Raw genomic sequence first — 19838 nt, 5'->3', positions numbered from 1 at the left:
GAAGTCCGCACAGTGCGGGCTTCGGACAGCCCTTGAAGGAGAATTTTTTATGGCTAATGGCACTGTGAAGTGGTTCAACGCGGAAAAGGGCTTCGGCTTCATCGAGCAGGAGGGTGGCGGCCCCGACGTCTTCGCCCACTACTCGAACATCAACGCCAACGGCTTCCGTGAGCTGCTCGAGGGCCAGAAGGTCGAGTTCGACGTCACGCAGGGCCAGAAGGGCCCGCAGGCCGAGAACATTCGTCCGCTGTAGTTTTTCTGCCATGGCACCCGCCTAGCAGCGAGGGGCCCGCACCGCGTACATGCCCGGTGCGGGCCCCTCGGCATTGCGCCACGACCGGTCCCCGGCCACTCAGGCCCCCTGGCTCCGCCACCGGCGGCCATCCCCACGCGAGACGCACAGCGCCGCGTCCGGATCGGCGCCCCGCCGTGACATCTCACGGTTCGAGGTTCTTCGCTCCCGCACTCCGCACGTCCGGTGAGCGCCGACCGTAGGTGACGTGCCGCAACGGTTTCACCGTCCACGCTCCGCTCGTCACAGTTTCTGGCCCGTTCCTTGCGATCTCTGCCGCACCCGCGCCGCAGAGCCCTCCTCGTGACGTGCCGCACCGAGGAAGGTTTCCGCATGAACCGCTCCAGTCGCTCCTCACACCAGAACTCCGGCTCCCGCTCCGGCGGCGGCTCCCGGTCCCGCTCGGGCGGCGGCCGGCGCTTCACCGGCCCGACCGGGCGTCAGGGCTCATCGCCGCAGGGCGAGTTCGCGATGCCGGTCAGCACCACACCGGCGCTGCCCGCCGTCGAGTCCTTCGGCGAGCTGGACATGCCCAAGGCCCTGCTCTCGACGCTGACCCGCCAGGGCGTTACCTCGCCGTTCCCGATCCAGGCCGCCACGCTGCCCAACTCGCTGGCCGGACGCGACGTACTCGGCCGAGGCCGTACGGGCTCCGGCAAGACCATCGCGTTCGGCCTCGCCCTGCTGGCCCGCACGGCCGGCCGCCGCGCCGAGCCGCGCCGCCCGCTGGCCCTGGTGCTCGTCCCCACCCGGGAGCTCGCCCAGCAGGTCACCGAGGCGCTCACCCCCTACGCCCACTCGGTGCGACTGCGGCTGGCGACCGTGGTCGGCGGGATGTCGATCGGCCGCCAGGCCCAGGCGCTGAACCGGGGCGCGGAGGTCGTCGTCGCCACCCCCGGCCGGCTCAAGGACCTGATCCAGCGCGGTGACTGCCGACTCGACGAGGTCGGCATCACGGTGCTCGACGAGGCCGACCAGATGGCCGACCTGGGCTTCCTGCCGCAGGTCACCGAACTGCTCGACCAGGTCGCCGCCGACGGTCAGACGATGCTGTTCTCCGCGACCCTGGACCGCAACGTCGACCGGCTCGTGCGCCGCTTCCTCAACGACCCCGTCACCCACTCGGTGGACCCGTCCGCCGCCACGGTCAGCACCATGGAGCACCACGTGCTCCATGTGCAGAACCACGACAAGAACGCCACGATCGCCCACATCGCCTCCCGCGAGGGCGGTGTGATCATGTTCATCGACACCAAGCACGGCGCCGACCGCCTGGTCGAGGACCTGCTCGCCAACGGGGTGAAGGCCGCCGCGCTGCACGGCGGCAAGTCCCAGCCCCAGCGCACCCGCACCCTCGAACAGTTCCGCTCCGGCCGGGTCACCGCGCTGATCGCCACCAACGTCGCCGCCCGGGGCATCCACATCGACGGACTGGACCTGGTCGTCAACCTCGACCCGCCGGCCGACCACAAGGACTACCTGCACCGCGGCGGCCGCACCGCACGGGCCGGCGAGTCCGGCACCGTGGTCACTCTCGTCCTGCCCAACCAGCGCCGCGAAACGGCCCGCATGATGGCCACCGCGGGCATCACCCCCACCGCCACCCGGGTCCACTCCAGCGACGGGGAGCTCGCCCGCATCACCGGCGCCCGCGTCCCCACCGGCATCCCGGTCGTGATCGCCGACCCCGTCGTGGAACGCCCCCGCCGCAGCGCCTCCGCCAACCGCGGCCGCCGCAGCCGGCCCGCCGCCGCCGGCACCGGCACCAGCGCCGGCACCGGCCGTAACCCGCAGGGCGCGGCCGGCTCCCGCCGCCGGGCGCCGAGGCGCGTCGCCCTCGCCGCGTAGGACGCCGCACCTGCCCGGCCCGCGCGGCGGGCCGGGCCCGCGACGACCGCAGGACGGACGCCGGACGCCGAAGCTGGCGGCCCCGTCGAACGCTCTCCCCGCCAGTGCCCTGATCGCCGCCGTCATCGGCGGGACCGACGCGAAGGAGCCACGCCCATGACCGTCATGCTCGAACACCCCACCGCCGCCACCGCCACGGTCGGCGACCTCATGACACGCCCGGAGCTGCAGATCAGCGACGATGTCATGGTCGACACGGCGATGGACATCCTCCGGAGCTCCGGCGCCGACCACGCCCTGGTCCGCGACGAGGAGGGCCGCTGCGCCGGGCTGCTGACCCGCCTGCATCTCGCGCCGTTCCAGGCCCGGTCCTGGTACACCGAACGCACCCCGGTCCGCGACATCGTGCACGACCGCGCCCCGTTCGCCACCGCCGACATGCCCGCCACGGTCGCGGCCGCCGCCATGCGCTCCCGGGGCCTGGACGCGTGGCCGGTGGTGGACCACGACGGCCACGTCATCGGCCTGCTCAGCCTCCAGGCGCCGTCCGGCCCGCCCCGGACCGGCTGCTGACACGAGCGGACGGGTCCACGGGGAACCGGACGATTCCGCCCCCTGGACCTCGCTCACCCCGCTCATGCCGCCCCTGGTGGACTTCGTCCACCAGGGGCGGAGTGCGCCCCGAAGCCGCGTAGCGCCGGGCAGGAGCCGCCGGCGCGGCTCTCAGCCGCCGACCGCCGGGCCCGTCTGCCGTATGCCCGGCCGGTCCCCCGTACCGGCCGGTCGCTCCGAGCATGGCGGACGGTCGCAATCGTCGTCTTGTACGAATGCGCAGTTTCGGAGCGGCGGGCCGCACGACGCCCCCGCGGAGAACGAGCCCGGGGGTCAGCCCGCGTGGTGGCGGGGCCGGCCCGCCGCCAGGACGGCGCTGGTCACCCGTCCCGCCAAGCGGTCCGTCGGTTCGGGCGGGACGGCCGCCCGGCGGGAGGCGAGGAACTCGCGTGGGGAGCAGCCCACCATCCCCCGGAAGGTGCGGTCGAGGTGCGACTGGTCGTAGAACCCGCACTGCGAGGCGATCCGGGCGCCGTCCCAGTCCGGTCGCCGCTCCAGCACCGTCAGCGTCCGCTGCAGGCGGATGATCTTCGCGACCTGTTTCGGCGGCACCCCGAGGTGCTCGCGGAAGCGCAGTTCGAGGCGTCGGCGGCTCCAGCCGGTGCCCTCCACCAGCGCCCTGACCGGCACCAGCCCGTGGGAGCGGCGCAGTTCGTGCCAGGCCCAGGCGACGGAGGGCTCCCACGGCCGTCCGTCCACCAGCCGGGACGCGAAGAAGGCGTCGAGGAGCGCGAACCGCGCGCCCCAGCCGGGGGCCTCCGCCAGTCGGCCGGCCAGGCCGCGCAGCGACTTGCCCAGCACCTCCCCGGCGTCGGCCCACTGGCCGCCCAACTCGCCTGCCGCCGGCCCGAGGAGGTGGAAGGCGCCCTGGGGCGTGAGCGAGACCGTGAGGCCGTAGAGCCGGCCGCCGTGCTCGGCGATCGTCGCCGTGCGGCGCAGCCCGGCGGCCACCGAGCCGAACGACTCCGGCGGTGTCGCGGCCACCGCGTCGGTCAGCCGCATGGCGCCCTCGAAGCCGATCGCCAAGGTGACGACGTCGGTCGGCACCTCCAGCCGGCGCCTGGGCTGACGGAGCGTCATGTCGTAACCCCGGTAGCCGAGGACGTACGGACGGAGCGGCTCCGCCGGTGCGCCGTACGCCATCTCGCACTCCGCATCCATCGCCCCGTGTTCCAGGTCCATCGCAACTCCCATGGTCGGCCCACCGATTGGCATGCGCACGACCTATCATAGGGCAGCGGCCTTGTCTCGACAGGTGAGAACAGTTTTCTTGGCAGGCGAGATGAGGCACAATCATCCGCATGGGAAAGACTTACGAACGCATCGACGGCCGACTGCGGAAGTTCATCGAAAGTCAGCCCGTCTACTTCGTCGCCACCGCGCCGCTCGCCGCCGACGGACACGTCAACGTCTCACCGAAGGGCCGGTCCGGCACCCTCGCCGTGATCGACGAACTCACCGTCGCCTACCTCGACTTCGGCGGTTCGACCGCCGAGACCATCGCCCATCTGCGGGAGAACGGCCGGATCACCCTGATGTGGTGCGCCTTCGACGGCCCGCCCACCGTGGTGCGGGTGCACGGCCGGGGCGAGCCGGTGTTCCGCGACGACCCGCGCTTCGCCGGCCTGCTGGGCCGGTTCGACGAGGGCGCCGACGGCTCCGGGCTGCGTGCGATCGTGCTGGTGAGGGCCGACCGGGTCAGCGACTCCTGCGGGTTCGCCGTCCCGCTGATGGACTACCGGTCCGACCGCGACCTGCACGAGCAGTACTTCGGCCGCAAGACGGAGGACGAGTTCAACACCTACTGCGAGGGCAAGGAGTACGTCGGCAGCAGCATCGACGGCCTCCCCGCGCTCCCCCTGCCCCTCCCGCCGCGCCCCGCATGACCAGAGGCCGTCGGCACACCGGCGTCGGCGTGACGACGACGCCCGTGCCGCCGTCCACGGCCGGGAGCCCTCGCGCAGCACCGCGCGAGGGCTCCCGGCCGCCTTGGGCGGGCGGGTGAACTACCGCTTCATGTAGACGCTGTCCATGAAATCGATGATCTGCTGATCCGTCAGCCGGTGTCCCTCGCGGTGCCCCATGGCGAGGTCAGCCTCGCTGATCATGCCGACCAGGCGCTCCCCGTCGATGACCGGGATACGGCGGATCTGGTGCTGCTCCATCTTCTTCAGCACCACGTCCATGCTGTCCTCGGCACGGACACAGTGCAGGTGCCCGGCCAGCTCCATGGCCGTCATGTCGGCCGGTTCCTTGCCCTCCGCGATACATCGGACGACGATGTCGCGGTCGGTGATGATGCCCTTCAGCTTCTGGTCGTTGCCGCAGATCGGGAGGGCGCCGACGTGCATGTCGCGCATCATCATGGCGGCTTCGGCGAGGGTCTGGTCGGCGCGGATGCACTGGGCGCCGGTGTGCATGATGTCTCGGGCAGTGGTCACTGGGACTCCTTCACAGGTCTCCCCCGAGCTCTCGGTGTACCTCTGCGATCACCATAAGCAACACTTTGGCGGCCCGCGAGCCCACCGCCCGATACTGGAGGCGTGACCCAGGATCTCGCCGAGGTGGTCGACGAAGCCGTGCGGGCCCGGCCCGCGACGGCGCTGCGCCCGTATGTGGCCTGGTACTCCGGGTACCGCCGGCGCGGCATCGCGCCCGCCGTGCACCGGGGCCTGCCGTCGCCGTACCTGACCTTCATCCTCACGCTGGACGAGCCGCTCACCATCGCCGGACACCCCGATCCCGCGCAGCCTCCCGCCGTCTACGCCACCCTCCTCGGCGGGCTGCACACCTCCCCCGCGCTGATCACCCACGACGGCCGCCAGTCGGGTGTCCAGCTCGCCGTCCACCCGCTGGCCGCCCGGGCGCTGTTCGGCCTGCCCGCCGGGGAGCTGGCCGGGATCAGCCTGCCGGCCGAGGACGTCCTCGGCCCGTTCGGCGAGCGCCTCCAGGAGGAACTGCGGACCGCCGCCGGCTGGCCCGAGCGGTTCGCCGTGCTGGACGGGGCGCTGCTGCGGGCCGCCCGCCCGTCCGGACGGGTGCCGGCCGAGGTCGGGTGGGCCTGGCGGGCGCTCCGCCGCAGCGGCGGGACACTGCCGGTGGCGGAGCTGGCGCGGGAGACCGGGTGGAGCGGCCGCCATCTGCGCGACCGGTTCCGCCAGGAGACCGGGCTGACGCCGAAGGCCGCCGCCCGGGTGATCCGCTTCGACCGGGCCCGCCGGCTGCTCGCCGCGTCCGGGCCCCGGCCCCGGCTCGCGGAGCCGGCCGTCTCCTGCGGTTACTTCGACCAGGCCCATCTGGCCCGCGAGTTCCGGGCGCTGGCCGGGTGCGCGCCGAGCGCCTGGCTGGCCGCGGAGGGGCCGGACGCGGTGAAGTTCCGAAACGTCCAAGGCGGGGCGGGCACGGCGGCGGCAGAGTGGGAGCCGTCACCCCGGCCTGAGTAGGGCGGGTCCGACGATTCGCCCGCCTGGCGGGAGTCGTCGGCCCCGCCCCAGGCGACCCCGCTCCGAGGAGGCACGCAGCCATGGACACTCCGACTCCCGCTCCGCAGGTCTGGCCCAGCCTGCACGCCCGCGACGCCCGGGCCCTGATCCGCTTCCTGGTCGACGCCTTCGGCTTCCAGGAGGTCGTCACGTACGGCGAGGGCGAGTTCGTCGCGCACGCCGAACTCGCCTGGCCCGAGGGCGGCGGTGTGATGCTGGGCTCCGACCGGGAGACCCCGGACGGCAGCCACCCCTGGCCCGGCCGGACGGGCGGCTTCACGGCGTACGTGGTCACGGCCGACCCGGACGGCGTGCACGCGCGTGCGGTCGCGGCCGGCGCCCGCATCACCACCGGGCCGCACGAGACCGACTACGGCTCGCGCGACTTCGCCGCCGCCGATCCGGAGGGCAACCACTGGTCCTTCGGCACCTACCCGGGCGCCCCGCGGCCTCCGGCGGCCGGCCGGGGCTGACCGGACGGGCGCGCGGGCGTACGCGCGCCCGGGGCCCCGCTTCCACCCCTCCGGTTGCAGGCGGCCCGGGGGACGACAAGGCTCGGAAGGAGCGGGAGCACCGGGTCGGCTTCCGGTCCGGCCACGGACCGTGAGAAGAGGCGATCGTACGCAGGCCGGACGACAGGGCCGAGGGCGCCGCCGGGCGCCGGGCCGGCTTCCCCCTCCCCCGTCCCCTCGTCGACAGGAGTCCCCGATGATTCTCTTCCTGATCATCGTGCTGCTCGCGGTGGTCTTCGGCTTCGTCGGCGCCCTGGTCAAGGGCCTGCTCTGGCTGATGATCATCGGCATCGTGCTGTTCGTCGTCGCGCTCGTCTTCGGCGGCGTGTCCCTCGGCCGCCACTCGCGCAGATGACCGGCGGCCGTCCGCGCTCCCGGCCGGGGGTGAAGACGGCCCCCGGAAACCGCCGCCCCGCGCCCAGGGCTTCCCGGGCACGGGGCGGTGGCAGGGCGGCGGTCGGCACCGCCCCGGGAATCGTCCCTAGCCCTTGCGCAGGACCGTGATGAACTCCTGGGCGAGATCCAGGAGTTCGTCCGCCGTGGAGGTGGTCAGCTGGGCGTCGACGAAGACCTCGTCCGCCCCCGCCTCGACGGCGGAACGCAGATAGTCGCAGACCTGACGGACCGTCCCCCGCTTGTGGGTGTGCGCCGGATCGGCCGGGGACGCGGTGATGGTCGGATTCGCCCGTACGACCATGCGCAGCCGGGCCGGATCCCGGTCCGCCTCTTCGGCCGCCCGCAGGGCCAGGCCCCAGAGACCGGTCAGATGGGGCAGCGGCATCGCCGCCGCCAGCCAGCCGTCACCCCGGCGTCCGACCCGTTCCAACGCCGCCGGGCCGAACCCGCCCAGCAGGATCGGCGGCCGTGGCCGCTGCGCGGGCTTGCGGGGGATCCGGGACGCCGGGACGTCGAACAGCGCCCCCCGGTGCGCCACCACGTCCGACGTCCAGATGGCCTCCAGGAGGTCGAGCGTCTCCTCCAGGCGGGCGCCCCGGCCCTGCCAGGGCACGCCGGCCGCGGTGTACTCGTCGCGCAGCCAGCCCAGGCCGATGCCGACATCCAGGCGCCCGTGGCTCAGCAGGTCCAGGGTGGTCAGGGTCCGGGCGAGCAGAACGGGCGGCTGCCAGAGGGCGTTGAGGGTGCTGCTGCCCAGCCGTACCCGCTCGGTGGCGGTGGCGGCCAGGGTCAGTGTGAGCAGCGGGTCCAGGTTGGTGGCGAACTCCTCGGGCATGGGATCACCGCCCGGGTACGGGTCGCTGGGCTCGACCGGCCCGAGGATCCGGTCACCGACCCACAGGCTGTCGTATCCCATGGCCTCCAGTGCCCGGCTGGACTCGACGACGAGATCCGGGTCGGCGAAGACGCCGAACTGGGGAACGGAGAATCCGATCCGCATCAGAAAACCTCCTCAGGTCTTACTCGAAGAATGCTGTCCTACCCGGGAATCCGGTTCGGTACCGCCGGTGGTTACGGCCGGGCCCGGCCGTAACCACCGGCGGCCACAGCGGTTGTGCAGGTGGTGCCGGCAGGCCACCGTCCTGACCCGGCGGGGCCCGCAGGCGCGCACGGCCCGCCGACGGCCGGCCGCACAACGACACGGAGGTACGCGATGAGCAACGGGAGCGACCGTTCCTCGACGACGAGGTCAGCCGTGATTCCCCCGCAGGGCCCGGAGAGTGCCGGGCAACGGGCGGCCGCGCAGATGCTCGCGCTCCGGGAGGTCGTCCTTCCGGCGGCGGTGATCGGCGCCGCCATCGAGCTCCTGGGGGAGCGCCTGCGCGATCCGGACCCGGTGACCCGGGAGGCGGCCGCCGCGGTGGTCGCCCGGTTGCGCGCCTCGGTCACGGACGGCGACCCGGACTGAAGGTTCACACCTTCGGGCGTGCCCGGCCGGGTCCATCGGCGGCGGAGCGTGACCAGCGGAGGCCGGCGCGGGTTGTTCCCACCGTGACAGACCCCGCGCATACCGGCCACCCTCCCGCAGCCCGGACGAACTGGGCCCTCGTCCATCCCGTCCTGGCCGCTCTCACCCAGGCCGGCGTGCCGCTCGGCAGGGGCGACCTCCAGCAGCTCCACCACGTGGCGGCGCTCGGCCCGGGGTTCGTCCACACCCTGGCGCGCTGGCTGCGGTCGGCGCATCACGCGCCGCCGCCTCCCGAGGTCGCCGCGTCCGCCGGCCCGCCCGCCTTCCCGGAGGCCGTCCACCCGCCGGCCGTGCCCCGTGACGAGGGCGGCGCGGCCGGGCCGCGACGGCTGAAGGTGTCCTGAGGGGCGTCCGGTCGTCCCTCCCCCCGGGTCAGGATCCCGACGGCCGCGGGCCGTCGGGATCGGCCCTGTGCTCGGCGAGGGCCGACAGCAGTTCCTCGATCGCGGTGAGCCGCCGCTGCAACGCGGCGATGTCACCGCGGGTGGCGCCCTGCTCCGCGGGCTTGAGCGTGATGACCAGCTGTCCGTCCGGCTCCAGCCGCCCGGTGCGGACATCGCTGATGCTGTCGCCGTTCTGCATGCGGACGGCGTGTTTGATCTCCGAGGGGCGCAGCGCCAGGCGCCGTACCGCCCCGGGCACCAGGGCGCCGTCCCGGACGACGGTGGTCGCGGTCCCCTCCAGCAGCCGTGCCGCCCTCGGATCGCCGGCCAGCCAGCGGGTCACCGCGGAGTTGACGGCGACCAGGGTCACCGCCCCGACCACACCGCCGAGGAGGCTGTTGTCCGCGCCGATGACGGCGTTCTGCACGACGTTCGACAGCAGGAAGATGACCACGAAGTCGAAGGTGTTGAGGCCGGCGAGGCCGCGTTTTCCGGCCAGTCGGAACAGCAGCACGAGCAGGGCGTAGACCGCGACCGTGCGAATGATCTTCTCGATGACCGGCATCTGAATGATCACCAGGTCGCGCCACATACCCCGCTCCTCGCAAGCCCGCCGGTGGGGCGGCAACAGCCCGAGCACCGACGCTACGCGCGTCGGCCCCCACGCCCTGCCCGACACCCCGGCACCCCGCCCCGCCCCGCCCCGCCCCGGTCTGGTCTGGTCCGGTCCGGTCCGGCGACGCGGCCGGGCAGAGCGGGGCGTCGGGTCCGGGCGGCACTGACGGCTCCTTTAGGTCGGATGACCTATTTTTGTCGCATGAACCTCCTCAAGGACGTCCACGACGACCTGACCTTCGACGCCGACGGCCCCGTCCTCCTGGTCGGCGGCTACGGCACCGTCGGCACGGAACTGGCGCGGCTCGCCGCCTCCCACTGGCCGCTGCTGCTGACCGGCCGCTCGGAACAGCGCGGGGCCGCACTCGCGCAGGAGCTCGGCGGCACCGAGGTCCGGCGCTGGGACCTCACCGACCCGACGCCCTTCACCGCCGCCGTCCGCGCCGTGGCGAGCGTGGTCAACGACCCCGACGACCGGGTGCTGCGCGCAGCCGTCCGGTCCGGCGTCCCCTACGTCGACGTGACCCGCTGGACGGCTCGGCTGCAACGGGCCGCCACAGTGGCGGCACTGCTGCGCCCGACGGCGCCGGTGCTGCTCTCCTCCGCCTGGATGGGCGGGGTGACCAGCCTGGTCACGGCCGCCCTGGCGGAGCGGCTCGGCGGGGCCGACCGGGTCGAGACCGCCATCCGGTGGGACCTCGCGGACCGGGCCGGCGCCGACTCGGTGGAGTTCATGGACCGGCTCGGCCTCGACTACGAGGTGGTGCGGGACGGCCGCCGCCGTTCGGTGGCCCCGCTCAGCGGCCCGCGCACCGTCCGGATCGGCGACTCCCCCACCCGGGTCGCCGGGATCGACACCCCCGAGCAGTTCACCCTCCCGCTCACCCTCGGCACCACCACGGCCGCCACCAGGATCGGCTTCAGCTCCCGGGCCAGCACCACGGCGCTGCTCGCCGCCAAGCACGCCGGGCTCTTCCGCTGGGGCCGGGGCGAGCGCTGGGAGCCCGCCCGCCGCGCTCTGCTGTACTCACCGGGCGCGGGCGGCGTGGCCCGGCTGCGGATCGACGTCGGGCACGGCGGACACGGGCTGAGCGCGGTGGTGGAGGACCGCGCGGGGCAGGCCCATCTGACGGCGGTCGGCGCACTGCTGGGCCTGCGCCGGGCCCTGGGCACGGACGGCGCCGCGCCGCCGGTGGGTGTGGCGTTCCCCGAGCAGACGCCCCGGCCGGACCAGGTCCTGGCCGATCTCGCGGCGGTCGGCGTCACCGTCGCCGTCCGCGCCGACGCGCGGACGGGCGCCGACAGCCGGACCGGGGCCGCCGCGTGAGCGGCAAGGGCGAACAGCGTCGGGCGCAACTGCTGGACGCGGCCGAGGAGTTGCTGGCCACCGCGGGCGGCACCGAGCTGTCGATGCGGGCGGTCGCGGCGGCGGCGGGCGTCCGGCTCGGGCATCTGCAGTACTACTTCCCGACGTACGCGGCGCTGGTCGCCGCCGTGCTGGAGCGGGTGCTCGGACGGTCGGCGGAACGGCTGGCGCCGCTGCTCGGGCAGCCGGCCGAGGAGGCCCAGCTGGTCCGGGCGCTGCTGGCCGAGCAGGACGACGCCCGGCTGGTCCGGCTGTTCGCCGAACTGTGGGCGCTGGCGGCCCGCGACGAGGCGGTGGCGGGCGCCGTCCGGGCCTTCTACGCCGAGTACCGGGACCAGGTCGCGGCGTTCCTCGCGGCGCGCCGGCCCGAGCTGCCGGAGCCGGTGCGGCGGGCCCGGGCGCAGGTGTTCGTGATGCTCGTCGAGGGCGCGGCGCTGTTCCGCTCCGGCATCGCGGGCGAGCGCGACCCGGCGGCCGACGAGGAACTGGTCCGGACCGCCCGGGCCCTGCTCGCGCCGTAGGGACCCGCCGGGCAGACTGGCAACGGAGGCCCGGCGGAGGCTCGGAGGCGGCCATGCCGCAGATGGTGGTGGACGGGCGCACCCTCGCGCTCTCGCACCTCGACAAGGTGTACTACCCGCGGACGGGCACGCTCAAGGGCGAGGTACTGCGCTACTACGCGGCCGTGCACACCGCTCTGCTGCCGCACCTGCGCGACCGTCCGGTCTCCTTCCTGCGCTGCCCGGACGGGGTGGAGGGCGAGGTGTTCATCGCCAGGAACCCGCCCGCCGGGACCCCGCGCTGGGTGCGCACGGTGGAGGTGCCGAGCGACGGCGGAGACCTTCGGCAGGTGGTCCTGGACGACGGCGCCGCCCTGCTCTGGGCGGCGAACCTCGGCTGTCTGGAGCTGCACGTGCCGCAGTGGCACGCCGCCGCGCCCGGGCTCGCCGACCGGCTGGTCCTGGACCTCGACCCGGGCGAGGGCGCCTCCGTGCTGACCTGCCGGACGGTGGCCGGGCTACTGCGTGAACGGCTGGCGGCGGACGGGCTCGACGCCTGGGTGAAGACCTCCGGGTCCAAGGGGCTGCACCTGATGGTGCCGCTGGAACCGACGCCGAGCGCACGGGTCTCCGGGTACGCCAAACAGCTGGCCGCCGCGCTGGAGGCGGAGCGTCCGGACCTGGTGGTGCACACCATGGCGAAGGCCCGGCGCACCGGGCGGGTGCTGGTGGACTGGTCGCAGAACGCCGCCAGGAAGACCACCGCCGCGCCCTACACCGTCCGGGCCCGGGCCCGCCCGACGGTCTCCGCACCGCTCTCCTGGGCGGAGCTCGCGCGGGCACGGTCGGCGGAGGAGCTGGTGTTCACCATCGCGGAGGTGCCGGGGCGGCTGGCCGAGCACGGGGATCTCCTCGCGCCGCTGCTCGACCCGGCACGAGCCCGTCCGCTGCCGCCGGCCGCCCGGTCGGCGGCTCCCCCTGCCCCGGCTCCCCCTGCCCCGGCTCCCCCTGCTGGCACGGCCCCCACTGCCCCGGCGGCCGCCGGGGCTCGCGCCGCCCGGCCCGCCGGTCCCGTCGTCCTGGAGCCGCCGGTGGAGGTGATGCGCCCGGCCGCCGTGCCGGCCGTCCCGCCGCAGGACGGGCTGGGCGGCTCGGGTGTGCTGTACGAGCTCAAGCTGGACGGCTTCCGCTGTGTGGCCTTCGCGCGCGGCCGGCGCCCGCCGTACCTCCAGTCCCGCTCCGGGCGGGATCTCGCGCCCGACTTCCCCTCGATCGCCGCCGCCGTCGCCCGGCTGCCCGCCGGGCTGGTGCTGGACGCGGAGCTGGTCGCCTGGCACGACGGCCGGTTCGCCTTCGAGGAACTGCTCCGCACCCGGCAGGACCGGACGGCCGGCGACGTGGCCCTCGGCCTGATCGCCTTCGACGTCCTCGCCCTGCCCGGGCGCGACGTGCGGCGGCTGCCGCTCACCGACCGGCGCCGGCTGCTGCTCGCGGCGCTCGCCGACGTACCGCCGCCGGTCCAGCCGGTGCTGGCGACCACCGACCGGGCGGAGGCGATGAGCTGGATGGAGCGGCTGGCCGACACCGGTGTGGAGGGCCTGGTCTGCAAGGCCGCCGGCTCCGGCTACCGTGCCCGCGGCGCCGGCCGGCTCTGGGTGAAGTACCGGCGCGGTGACACCGTCGACGCGACGGTGCGCGCCGTCGTGGGAACGCCCGCCCGGCCGCTCGCGCTGGTCCTGGAACTCGACGACGGCCGGGTCCTGCTCTCCGCCCCGCGGCTGACCCCGGTGCAGGCCCACCGGGTCACGGAGGCGGCGGCCGGCCGGCTGGGCCCACCGGTGCGCGACCCGGACCACGGGAGCATCCTGCCGCTGACCGCGGCACTGCGGGCCGAGGTCACCGTCACCCCCGGGCGTCCGCCGACGGCGGCCTTCGTCCGGCTCCGGGGCGACTGAGGACGCCTAATGTCTTCGGGCCCTGGCGGCGTGCGCGAACTCGGTGACCAGGGTGTCGTTGAACACCGGGAGGTCGGCCGGCTTGCGGCTGGAGACCAGGACGCCGGGGCCCGCCCGGCAGACGTGGACCTCCTCGTCCACCCACCGGGCGCCCGCGTTGACCAGATCGGTCCGGATGCTCGGCCAGGAGGTCAGCGTCCGCCCGCGCACGGCGTCCGCCTCCACCAGCGTCCACGGGCCGTGGCAGATCACCGCGACCGGCCGGCCGGACGCGCAGAAGGCGCGGACGAAGGCGACGGCGGCCGGATCCATCCGCAGGATGTCGGGGTTGGCGACCCCGCCGGGCAGGACGAGACCGTCGTAGCGGACGAGGTCCGCCTCGGCGGCGACCTCGTCCACCGGGAAGGTGTCGCCGCGGTCCAGGTGCCGGAAGGCCTGGACCCGCCCGGGCTTGGTGGAGACCAGCCTCGGCGTGCCTCCGGCCTCGGCCACGGCCTGCCAGGGGGAGGTCAGTTCGACCTGCTCGACGCCTTTCGGCGCGACCAGGAAGGCGACCGTCCGGCCGGTGAGGGTGACCAGGGGCATCGGGGTTCACCCCGTGTAGTGCTCGGCCAGCGCGGAGCGGCCGCGGGCGGTCAGCTCGACGGCCGAGGGCGGCGGGGCGGAGCGAATCCGGGCGCGCGGGCAGTCGAGGTGGACCACCAGTTCCAGGTGGTCGATCCGGGACACCAGCCCGACCGGGACGAGCACCCGGGCGCCGGGCACCCAGGGCCCGGTGTCCACCAGCAGGTGGTCGGCGGCATCGCTCTCCACCCGGCCGAGCGGACCGTCGGTCGCCTCCACCTCGTAGCCCGCCAGGCTCAGATCGGCAGCGTGATGGGAGCCCGGACGGTACTCCCACAGGTCGGTGGTCATCACGCCTCCGGTTGGTCCCAGGGACGGCGTTCGGGGGGCTCCGGGCGCTCGCCGGGCCCGGCGCTCCGGCCGTACGCGTCGTCCTCGCGCCGGTCACGGCTCGCGGTGCGACGGCGCAGCAGCACCGCCGCGGCGGCCGCGACGGCCACCGACGCCGCCCACACCACCCCGAGGGCCGTCAGCACCGGCACGGTCGGCGTCCGCACACCGATGCTGAGGCAGATCGCCGACATCACCAGGGCGGTCAGCAGCGCAGCAGGCGGCACCCGGTGCGGCGCGCCGTGCAGCACGCCCCGGAAGCGGCCGGACTGCTTGGCGCCCATCGTGCTCAACCGCCGGTCCAGACGGGTGTCCTGGCGGAGGTCGCACTCGATCTCCTCGAGGAGCCGGCGTTCCCGTCCGCTCAACGCGGGTCCGTCCATCTCGGTCACCTCCGACACTTCCGGTGACGTCCTCACACCCGGGCGGTTGCCCGGTGCGGTGGTGCGTTAACCGCTCCGGCCGGCCGGTGCGGCGGGAGCCGTCGTCGGACCGAAGGCCCTGGGGCGGGCCAGCAGGCTGTCGTCCAGCACCCGGAGCAGGGCGGCGGCGTCGCGGTGCACCTCGGCCGCGCCGGCCGCCCGCAGCTCGGGACCGCCGTCACCACCGGTCTCCACCGCGACGCACATCACCCCGGCCTGCCGCGCCGCCCGCACTTCGCGCACGCTCCCGGCCAGGTAGACGGCGTGCGACGGCGAGCCGTCCACCAGGTCGAGGGCGGCGCGAACGGGGTCGCGGCCCGGGTCGGTCACGGTCAGGGCGGGCGCCCTGGCCGGGCCCGGCCCGGTCAGCACCACCGTCCAGCCACGGGCGGCGCACTCGTGCAGCAGCTCGGCGGAACCGGGCAGCGCGTCACACCAGTCGGTTCCGAAGAGTGCTGCCGAGATGACCGTCATGGCCCACCGTTCCCGTTCCGTCCCGCGCGGGCCCCGCTCCCGCACCACGCACCGGCGCGCCCTTCCAGGTTAGGCCCCTACCCCCGGCCCGCGCCCGGCGCGGACGCTCCCGGCACCACACCGCCCGGGCCGGGCGGTCACCGGACCGGCAGGGCGGCCGGCTCGGGGTCGGTGGCGAGCCGGGCGTGCAGGTGCTCGGCGTGGTACTCGCCGTCGCCGAAGCGGTGGGAGGCGCGCAGAATGCCCTCGGCGGGGTAGCCGCAGCGCTCGGCGACCCGGCAGGACTCCTCGTTCCCCACCGCGTGGGCGATCTCTGTCCGGCGGGTGCCGGCCGTGGCGATGCCCCAGCTGGTGACGGCCCGGGTGGCCCGGGTGGCGACGCCGCGGCCCCGGGCGCCCGGCAGCAGCCAGTAGCCGATCATCGCCAGCCCGTCCGCGCGGTCGATCCACCGCAGGGCGACATTGCCCAGCAGTTCGCCGCCGGCGGTGTCGGTGACGGCGAACGCGGCCGTGGTGCCGTTCGCCCAGCCGGTCGCCCAGCGGTCGAGGTACGCCTCGGCCCCGGCCCGGTCGGCGGCGCGGATCGGGTTCCACAGGGCTATCGCGGGATCGGCCGCCGCGGCGATCACACCGGCCACCGCACCGCCCGGGATGTCCGTCTCCCGGCTCCACGGGCGCAGCAGGAGGTCGCCCAGGTCCAGCGTGGCCGGGGCGAAGGGACGGTGGTCGGCGGTGGTTTCCACGGGGTTCATCCGCCCTTCCTACCCCGCCCCGAGCCCCCGCACCACCGGTTTTTCACCGCCCGGCGCGACACCCGCGGGGCGGTCACGGCGGCGCCCGGTGGCGGCAGGCCGTGAGGCCGTGCCGCCACCGGGCGCGGGTGCGGGCGCGGAGCCCGTCAGATCCGGGCGAGGTAGCCGTTGTCGACCAGCCAGAGCACGTTCAGCCTGGCCGGGCCGCCCGGCACCAGGGCGGCGTCGAGCTGGTACTGCAGGCCGTAGCCGGGCTGGCCGAACCAGGGGGCGATCGGGCCGGCGTGCACCTTGAACGGCTTCAGCACCTTGTAGTCGTGGTAGTTGCAGGTGGCCGCCGGGTTGCTGTCGAGGCTCTGCGGCGGGATCGAGCGGGTGGCGTAGGGCAGGCCCTCCGGGGCGAGGAAGGAGCCGTACTCGCTGCCGTAGCGGTCGATGTTCTGGTTCGGGTAGAGGGTGAGCTCGAACTCGATCGGCGTGCCGTCGGGCAGCGTGACGTAGCCGTTGGCCGGCGGGTAGACCCAGCCCGGGCTGCCGTTGTTGGCGGTGGGGCTGTAGTAGGTGGCGAGGAACTTGTCCTCGGAGAGGTTGCCGGTGCGCTTGTAGCCGATCAGCTCGCGGCCGACCGGGCCGGTGGTCGGCAGGTCCTCGGGGCCGAGGCGCGGGTCGCCGTGGTGGTCGGCGGTCGAGCACTCGTTGGACGGGGTGGCGCCGGCCGCGGCAGCGGACGCCGGGACGCCCGGGGCGAGGAGGGCGACGACCGCGGCGAGCGGCGCGACGAGCAGGCGAAGGCGAAGGCGCACGATGTCTCCGTCGTAAAGGCGTCATAGTGACGTCGTATCAGCGTGGGAGCGGATCGAAGGACGGCTGGTCACCCTCCGTGTCCGAGCTGACACCTAGGCAATCGGATCAGATGATCCTTCGTCAATACGACTGATCCATATGGCTGTCGAATTCTCCGATTTCGGCCAACCGGCGTGCGGGACTGCATCAGGGCGTGGAAACTGAAAGGTCGCACGCGGGGCGCGCGCCCCGTTCGGACGCAAGTCCGCCGTCACCGACTGCTGGGCGCGATCCTGCCGAGCGCGTGCAGCAGCCGGTCGAGGGCATCCCTGGAGTTGGGCTCGGTCAGGTTGACCATCAGCCGGAAGGCCACCTTCAGCAGGGCCGGGTGGCCGAGGCCGAGCGCACCGGCCGCGCCGAGCAGCCGGGGGCGGCCCAGCACGTCGGCGACGACCCGGCCGAGCGCGAAGTAGCCGTCGTAGGCGGAGCGCAGGGCCTGCGGGTAGGCGCGCAGGGCGAGTTCACGGCCGCGGTCGGTGCGCCGGGCCAGCGCCTGGACGATCGTCTCGGCGGCGTAGCGGCCGGACTCCATCGCGTACGCGATGCCCTCGCCGGTCGCCGGGCTGACCGTGCCGCCCGCGTCGCCGACCAGCAACAGGCCTTCGGCGTAGTGGGGTTGGCGGTTGAGGCCCATCGGGAGGGCGGAGCCGCGGACGGGCTCGGTGACGCCGTCGGGGGTGTAGCCGTACTCGGGGGGCAGCTCGGCGCACCAGCGCCGGAGCAGGTCCCGCCAGTCCAGCTCGCGGGCCACGGCGCCCGTGTCCAGCACGCCCAGGCCGACGTTGGCGGTACCGTCGCCCATCCCGAACACCCAGGCGTAGCCGGGCAGCAGGCGGCGGGCCGGGTCCCTGGGGTCGCGCAGGTCCAGCCAGGCCTCCAGGTAACGGTCCTCGTGCCGGGGGGTGGTGAAGTACGTCCGGTAGGCGACGCCCATCGCCCGGTCGGTGCGGCGGTAGCGCTTCATCGCGAGCGACAGCCGGGTCGAGTTGCCGTCGGCGGCGACCACCAGGGGCGCGTGGTAGGAGACGGGCCGCCGCTCCTCGCCGAGGCGGGCCGTCACCCCGATGATCCGGCCGGTCCGCTCGTCCAGCAACGGGCCCGCCACGGAGGCCCGTTCGATCAGCCGGGCGCCGGCCGAGGCGGCGCGGCGGGCGAGCAGTTCGTCGAAGTCGGCCCGCCGCCGAACCAGTCCGTGCCCCGGGAAGGCCGACAGCTCCGGCCAGTCCAGCTCCAGCCGGCGCCGCCCGGAGACCAGGCGCAGCCCGCGGTTGTGCAGCCAGCCGGCCTCCTCGGAGACGTCGATGCCGAGATCGGTCAACTGCTTGACGACGCGCGGCGTCAGACCGTCCCCGCAGACCTTCTCGCGGGGGAAGGCCGACTTCTCCAGCAGCAGCACGTCGAGCCCGGTCCGGGCCAGGTGGTACGCGGTGGTGGAGCCCGCCGGGCCCGCGCCGACCACGATCACGTCCGCGCCGTCCTCCGCGCGGCCGACGCCGCCGTTACCGGACAACTGCTGCTCTGGGCCGGGCATCGCGCACTCCCACGGGTCTGGTCGGCTGTGGACTCAGCGGTCTCAGACGATAGGGACAGCGACGGCCGTGCCGCGCCCCGACACGCTGACCCGCCCCGAGGACCGGTCATTACCGGCCACCGGGGCGCAGGGGGTGGTGCGGTAGGCGGCGCACGCGGCGGCGTGGGAGCCACAGGAGGCGCGCGCGGCTCAGGGGTTGACCGCGAGCACCACGTACGCCGCCAGCACCGCCAGGTGCACCCCGCCCTGGAGCGGGGTGGCGCGGTTCGGGATGATGGTCAGCGTGCCCACCGCGACGGTGAGCGTGAGCAGCACCAGGTGCGCCGGGCCGAGGCCCAGCACCAGTGGTCCGGGGAGCCAGGCGGAGGCCACCGCGACCGCGGGGATGGTCAGCCCGATGCTCGCCAGCGCCGAGCCGAGCGCCAGGTTGAGGCTGGTCTGCACCCGGTTGCGCAGCGCCGCGCGCAGCGCCGCGATGGTCTCCGGCAGCAGCACCAGCAGGGCGATCACCACACCGACCACCGAGGACGGCAGCCCGGCCGAGTAGACGGCGGACTCGATGGTCGGCGAGACGCCCTTGGCCAGGCCGACCACCGCGACCAGCCCGAGCGCCAGCAGCAGCAGGCTGATCGCCGCCGCCCGGGCGGTCGGCGGGTCGGCGTGGTCCTCCTCGTCGAGGACCGCGCCCTCGGCGCTGACGGGCAGGAAGTAGTCCCGGTGCCGGACCGTCAGGGTGGCGACGAACAGCCCGTACAGCACCAGCGAGGCGGTCGCCGCGAACACCAGCTGGGTGGAGGAGAACTGCGGGCCCGGCGAGCTGGTGGTGAAGGTCGGCAGCACCAGGCTGAGCGTGGCGAGGGTGCCGATGCCGGCGAGCGCCGCGCCGGTGCCCTCGGCGTTGAACACCGCGACCCGGTACTTGACGGCGGCGACCAGGAGGGAGAGGCCGAGGATGCCGTTGCAGGTGATCATCACGGCGGCGAACACGGTGTCCCTGGCCAGGGTGGCGGCCTTGTCGCCGCCGTCGGCCATCAGCGTGACGATCAGCGCCACCTCGATGACCGTCACGGCGACCGCCAGCACCAGGGAGCCGAACGGCTCCCCCACCCGGTGGGCGATCACCTCGGCGTGGTGCACGGCGGCGAGCACGGCGCCGGCGAGGAAGCAGGCCACCACGCCGACCACCCATCCGGGCAGGTCGCGGTGCCAGGTCAGGACGAGGGCGACGAAGGAGAGCACCGGAACGACGACGGTCCATTGCGCGGTGACTGCACGGAGCTTCGTGATCATGCGGCCGAGCATCCCAGACCGGACCCCCCGTCGCCGGGCAACGCCGCCGTGGCGGCCCGGCCGGTGTCGGGCCGCCACGGGGT

General features: G+C 74.5%; 24 protein-coding genes and 1 pseudogene. 13 read left to right on the top strand and 12 right to left on the bottom strand.

Features of this window, described 5'->3' with window-relative positions; genetic code table 11:
* Positions 1-49: 49 nt before the first annotated feature.
* The 3 genes from ACIO5D_RS01395 to ACIO5D_RS01385 all read left to right on the top strand — a co-directional run bounded on the left by ACIO5D_RS01395 (position 50) and on the right by ACIO5D_RS01385 (position 2713).
* Positions 50-253: a cold-shock protein gene (locus ACIO5D_RS01395; RefSeq protein WP_030918248.1), complete on the top strand. Its 204-nt coding sequence runs from the start codon at positions 50-52 to the stop codon at positions 251-253.
* A gap of 372 nt (positions 254-625) precedes the next feature.
* Complete coding sequence (locus ACIO5D_RS01390) at positions 626-2140, top strand: DEAD/DEAH box helicase (RefSeq protein WP_400758181.1); 1515 nt, start codon at positions 626-628, stop codon at positions 2138-2140.
* A 156-nt stretch (positions 2141-2296) separates the two neighbouring features.
* Positions 2297-2713 carry an HPP family protein gene (locus ACIO5D_RS01385; RefSeq protein ID WP_400758183.1) on the top strand — a complete coding sequence of 139 codons (417 nt, stop codon included), beginning with the start codon at positions 2297-2299 and terminating at the stop codon, positions 2711-2713.
* A 312-nt stretch (positions 2714-3025) separates the two neighbouring features.
* Here the strand turns inward: ACIO5D_RS01385 and ACIO5D_RS01380 are convergent, their stop codons facing one another.
* Positions 3026-3934, bottom strand: a complete 909-nt coding sequence (locus ACIO5D_RS01380) for a helix-turn-helix domain-containing protein (RefSeq protein ID WP_363606137.1) — start codon at positions 3932-3934, stop codon at positions 3026-3028.
* A gap of 119 nt (positions 3935-4053) precedes the next feature.
* Here ACIO5D_RS01380 and ACIO5D_RS01375 point away from each other — a divergent pair, with 119 nt between their 5' ends.
* Entirely contained in the window at positions 4054-4638 is a 585-nt protein-coding gene (locus ACIO5D_RS01375; protein WP_400651788.1) for a pyridoxamine 5'-phosphate oxidase family protein, read from the top strand.
* Positions 4639-4758: 120 nt separating this feature from the next.
* Here ACIO5D_RS01375 and ACIO5D_RS01370 read toward each other — a convergent pair whose 3' ends face one another.
* Positions 4759-5193: a CBS domain-containing protein gene (locus ACIO5D_RS01370; protein ID WP_363606140.1), complete on the bottom strand. Its 435-nt coding sequence runs from the start codon at positions 5191-5193 to the stop codon at positions 4759-4761.
* 102 nt (positions 5194-5295) lie between these two features.
* On the opposite strand from ACIO5D_RS01370, the gene ACIO5D_RS01365 reads away from it, so the two are divergent.
* The 3 genes from ACIO5D_RS01365 to ACIO5D_RS01355 all read left to right on the top strand — a co-directional run bounded on the left by ACIO5D_RS01365 (position 5296) and on the right by ACIO5D_RS01355 (position 7101).
* On the top strand, positions 5296-6195 hold the full coding sequence (locus tag ACIO5D_RS01365; RefSeq protein ID WP_400651785.1) for a helix-turn-helix domain-containing protein: 900 nt from the start codon (positions 5296-5298) through the stop codon (positions 6193-6195).
* A gap of 80 nt (positions 6196-6275) precedes the next feature.
* Entirely contained in the window at positions 6276-6707 is a 432-nt protein-coding gene (locus ACIO5D_RS01360) for a VOC family protein (protein ID WP_363606143.1), read from the top strand.
* A 235-nt stretch (positions 6708-6942) separates the two neighbouring features.
* Complete coding sequence (locus tag ACIO5D_RS01355) at positions 6943-7101, top strand: hypothetical protein (RefSeq protein WP_363606144.1); 159 nt, start codon at positions 6943-6945, stop codon at positions 7099-7101.
* 126 nt (positions 7102-7227) lie between these two features.
* Here ACIO5D_RS01355 and ACIO5D_RS01350 read toward each other — a convergent pair whose 3' ends face one another.
* Positions 7228-8142: a TIGR03619 family F420-dependent LLM class oxidoreductase gene (locus tag ACIO5D_RS01350; RefSeq protein WP_363606145.1), complete on the bottom strand. Its 915-nt coding sequence runs from the start codon at positions 8140-8142 to the stop codon at positions 7228-7230.
* Between the two features lie 213 nt (positions 8143-8355).
* Between ACIO5D_RS01350 and ACIO5D_RS01345 the strand changes: the two genes are divergently transcribed.
* Both ACIO5D_RS01345 and ACIO5D_RS01340 read left to right on the top strand, forming a co-directional pair.
* Positions 8356-8610 (top strand): hypothetical protein, encoded by a 255-nt coding sequence (locus ACIO5D_RS01345; RefSeq protein WP_363606146.1) that lies wholly within the window; start codon positions 8356-8358, stop codon positions 8608-8610.
* An 83-nt stretch (positions 8611-8693) separates the two neighbouring features.
* Entirely contained in the window at positions 8694-9014 is a 321-nt protein-coding gene (locus ACIO5D_RS01340) for a hypothetical protein (RefSeq protein ID WP_400651780.1), read from the top strand.
* A gap of 28 nt (positions 9015-9042) precedes the next feature.
* Here the strand turns inward: ACIO5D_RS01340 and ACIO5D_RS01335 are convergent, their stop codons facing one another.
* Positions 9043-9645: a DUF421 domain-containing protein gene (locus ACIO5D_RS01335; RefSeq protein WP_400651777.1), complete on the bottom strand. Its 603-nt coding sequence runs from the start codon at positions 9643-9645 to the stop codon at positions 9043-9045.
* 225 nt (positions 9646-9870) lie between these two features.
* On the opposite strand from ACIO5D_RS01335, the gene ACIO5D_RS01330 reads away from it, so the two are divergent.
* From ACIO5D_RS01330 to ACIO5D_RS01315, 4 genes and pseudogenes are all read left to right on the top strand, one after another.
* Entirely contained in the window at positions 9871-10995 is a 1125-nt protein-coding gene (locus ACIO5D_RS01330) for a saccharopine dehydrogenase (protein WP_400793548.1), read from the top strand.
* Positions 10992-11555 carry a TetR family transcriptional regulator gene (locus ACIO5D_RS01325; protein ID WP_363606152.1) on the top strand — a complete coding sequence of 188 codons (564 nt, stop codon included), beginning with the start codon at positions 10992-10994 and terminating at the stop codon, positions 11553-11555. The genes ACIO5D_RS01330 and ACIO5D_RS01325 overlap by 4 nt, the downstream gene beginning before the upstream one ends.
* A 53-nt stretch (positions 11556-11608) precedes the next feature.
* Positions 11609-12487, top strand: a pseudogene (ligD, locus tag ACIO5D_RS01320) (non-homologous end-joining DNA ligase); the annotation flags it as partial.
* A 147-nt stretch (positions 12488-12634) separates the two neighbouring features.
* Positions 12635-13489 (top strand): DNA ligase, encoded by an 855-nt coding sequence (locus ACIO5D_RS01315; protein ID WP_400758332.1) that lies wholly within the window; start codon positions 12635-12637, stop codon positions 13487-13489.
* 6 nt (positions 13490-13495) lie between these two features.
* Here ACIO5D_RS01315 and ACIO5D_RS01310 read toward each other — a convergent pair whose 3' ends face one another.
* The 8 genes from ACIO5D_RS01310 to ACIO5D_RS01275 form a co-directional block, all read right to left on the bottom strand.
* Positions 13496-14074, bottom strand: a complete 579-nt coding sequence (locus tag ACIO5D_RS01310; RefSeq protein ID WP_400651773.1) for a type 1 glutamine amidotransferase domain-containing protein — start codon at positions 14072-14074, stop codon at positions 13496-13498.
* A gap of 6 nt (positions 14075-14080) precedes the next feature.
* Entirely contained in the window at positions 14081-14404 is a 324-nt protein-coding gene (locus tag ACIO5D_RS01305; protein ID WP_400651771.1) for a PRC-barrel domain containing protein, read from the bottom strand.
* Complete coding sequence (locus ACIO5D_RS01300) at positions 14404-14826, bottom strand: hypothetical protein (protein ID WP_400651769.1); 423 nt, start codon at positions 14824-14826, stop codon at positions 14404-14406. The genes ACIO5D_RS01305 and ACIO5D_RS01300 overlap by 1 nt, the downstream gene beginning before the upstream one ends.
* Before the next feature lie 66 nt (positions 14827-14892).
* On the bottom strand, positions 14893-15339 hold the full coding sequence (locus ACIO5D_RS01295) for an HAD family hydrolase (RefSeq protein ID WP_400793547.1): 447 nt from the start codon (positions 15337-15339) through the stop codon (positions 14893-14895).
* A 137-nt stretch (positions 15340-15476) separates the two neighbouring features.
* Positions 15477-16091: a GNAT family N-acetyltransferase gene (locus ACIO5D_RS01290; RefSeq protein WP_400651764.1), complete on the bottom strand. Its 615-nt coding sequence runs from the start codon at positions 16089-16091 to the stop codon at positions 15477-15479.
* Between the two features lie 146 nt (positions 16092-16237).
* Entirely contained in the window at positions 16238-16894 is a 657-nt protein-coding gene (locus tag ACIO5D_RS01285; protein ID WP_400793545.1) for a TNT domain-containing protein, read from the bottom strand.
* Positions 16895-17145: 251 nt separating this feature from the next.
* Complete coding sequence (locus ACIO5D_RS01280) at positions 17146-18465, bottom strand: geranylgeranyl reductase family protein (RefSeq protein WP_363606163.1); 1320 nt, start codon at positions 18463-18465, stop codon at positions 17146-17148.
* 189 nt (positions 18466-18654) lie between these two features.
* A complete protein-coding gene (locus ACIO5D_RS01275) occupies positions 18655-19755 on the bottom strand; it encodes an ionic transporter y4hA (RefSeq protein ID WP_363606164.1) in 1101 nt (366 codons plus the stop codon).
* Between the last annotated feature and the right edge of the window lie 83 nt (positions 19756-19838).

The organism is Kitasatospora sp. NPDC087315 (genome assembly GCF_044744345.1).
In the GTDB taxonomy this organism is placed as follows: Bacteria; Actinomycetota; Actinomycetes; order Streptomycetales; family Streptomycetaceae; genus Kitasatospora.
The sequence above is the reverse complement of the archived record's forward strand: the minus strand, read 5'-3'. Positions and strand labels throughout refer to the sequence as shown.

What these genes read in the sequence shown, in the direction of transcription:
- ACIO5D_RS01395 (WP_030918248.1), top strand. Translation starts at nt 50, where the DNA reads ATGGCTAATGGCACTGTGAAGTGGTTCAACGCGGAAAAGGGCTTCGGC.
- ACIO5D_RS01390 (WP_400758181.1), top strand. Translation starts at nt 626, where the DNA reads ATGAACCGCTCCAGTCGCTCCTCACACCAGAACTCCGGCTCCCGCTCC.
- ACIO5D_RS01385 (WP_400758183.1), top strand. Translation starts at nt 2,297, where the DNA reads ATGACCGTCATGCTCGAACACCCCACCGCCGCCACCGCCACGGTCGGC.
- ACIO5D_RS01380 (WP_363606137.1), bottom strand. Translation starts at nt 3,934, where the DNA reads ATGGACCTGGAACACGGGGCGATGGATGCGGAGTGCGAGATGGCGTAC.
- ACIO5D_RS01375 (WP_400651788.1), top strand. Translation starts at nt 4,054, where the DNA reads ATGGGAAAGACTTACGAACGCATCGACGGCCGACTGCGGAAGTTCATC.
- ACIO5D_RS01360 (WP_363606143.1), top strand. Translation starts at nt 6,276, where the DNA reads ATGGACACTCCGACTCCCGCTCCGCAGGTCTGGCCCAGCCTGCACGCC.
- ACIO5D_RS01355 (WP_363606144.1), top strand. Translation starts at nt 6,943, where the DNA reads ATGATTCTCTTCCTGATCATCGTGCTGCTCGCGGTGGTCTTCGGCTTC.
- ACIO5D_RS01350 (WP_363606145.1), bottom strand. Translation starts at nt 8,142, where the DNA reads ATGCGGATCGGATTCTCCGTTCCCCAGTTCGGCGTCTTCGCCGACCCG.
- ACIO5D_RS01345 (WP_363606146.1), top strand. Translation starts at nt 8,356, where the DNA reads ATGAGCAACGGGAGCGACCGTTCCTCGACGACGAGGTCAGCCGTGATT.
- ACIO5D_RS01335 (WP_400651777.1), bottom strand. Translation starts at nt 9,645, where the DNA reads ATGTGGCGCGACCTGGTGATCATTCAGATGCCGGTCATCGAGAAGATC.
- ACIO5D_RS01330 (WP_400793548.1), top strand. Translation starts at nt 9,871, where the DNA reads ATGAACCTCCTCAAGGACGTCCACGACGACCTGACCTTCGACGCCGAC.
- ACIO5D_RS01315 (WP_400758332.1), top strand. Translation starts at nt 12,635, where the DNA reads ATGCGCCCGGCCGCCGTGCCGGCCGTCCCGCCGCAGGACGGGCTGGGC.
- ACIO5D_RS01310 (WP_400651773.1), bottom strand. Translation starts at nt 14,074, where the DNA reads ATGCCCCTGGTCACCCTCACCGGCCGGACGGTCGCCTTCCTGGTCGCG.
- ACIO5D_RS01305 (WP_400651771.1), bottom strand. Translation starts at nt 14,404, where the DNA reads ATGACCACCGACCTGTGGGAGTACCGTCCGGGCTCCCATCACGCTGCC.
- ACIO5D_RS01300 (WP_400651769.1), bottom strand. Translation starts at nt 14,826, where the DNA reads ATGGACGGACCCGCGTTGAGCGGACGGGAACGCCGGCTCCTCGAGGAG.
- ACIO5D_RS01295 (WP_400793547.1), bottom strand. Translation starts at nt 15,339, where the DNA reads ATGACGGTCATCTCGGCAGCACTCTTCGGAACCGACTGGTGTGACGCG.
- ACIO5D_RS01290 (WP_400651764.1), bottom strand. Translation starts at nt 16,091, where the DNA reads ATGAACCCCGTGGAAACCACCGCCGACCACCGTCCCTTCGCCCCGGCC.
- ACIO5D_RS01280 (WP_363606163.1), bottom strand. Translation starts at nt 18,465, where the DNA reads ATGCCCGGCCCAGAGCAGCAGTTGTCCGGTAACGGCGGCGTCGGCCGC.
- ACIO5D_RS01275 (WP_363606164.1), bottom strand. Translation starts at nt 19,755, where the DNA reads ATGATCACGAAGCTCCGTGCAGTCACCGCGCAATGGACCGTCGTCGTT.